The following is a 662-nucleotide window of genomic DNA, read 5'->3' on the forward strand; positions in this document are numbered from 1 at the left end:
CGCGGACCACGCGGCGGAGCCGCATATCGACGCTTTCCCCTCCCCGCCCCTTCCCGCTACCAGGGGCTCCGCCCCTGGACCCCAGGGGTTGACGGGCCGACCGTCGTCCCGGCGGTCAGCGTCGGCGCGGCGGATGACCGGGTGGACGCCCGCGCACAACCGAGTCGCCTGGCGGGAGTGTGCGGCGGAGCTCTGGGTTCGCTCCGACCCTGGCCCCCGGGAGGCGACGACGAGCCGATTGTCGCCGCGATCAGTTCACCGGCCGGGGCGCCGTCCGGACCACCTGGGGCGATGGGAGCGGCCGGCCGGTGGATGGCGGCCAGGGTGTCCGCGGGGCGGGTGCTGTTCGCGGTGGGCGGTGAGGGCGTGGACACCCGCACCGGTGGGCTGGTCGCGGTCGGCACGTTGGCGCGGCGGATGACTGGGCGAACGTCCGCGCACATCCGGGTTGTCCGGTGGGGGTCTGGGGTGGAGCTGCGGTTTTGCTTCGTCCCTGGACTCCGAGGGGCGAGGAGCGGGCCCGTCGCCCGCGATCAGTTCACCGGCCGGGGCGCCGTCCGCGCCACCTGCGACGCGGCCGGGGGCTGGGGCGGAGCCCCAGTTTCGGGAAGGGGCGGGGAGGGGAGCGGACCGCCGCAGGCGTCATGGTCCATCGGACATCT

Source organism: Streptomyces sp. NPDC059455, assembly GCF_042750115.1.
Lineage (GTDB): Bacteria > Actinomycetota > Actinomycetes > Streptomycetales > Streptomycetaceae > Streptomyces > Streptomyces endocoffeicus.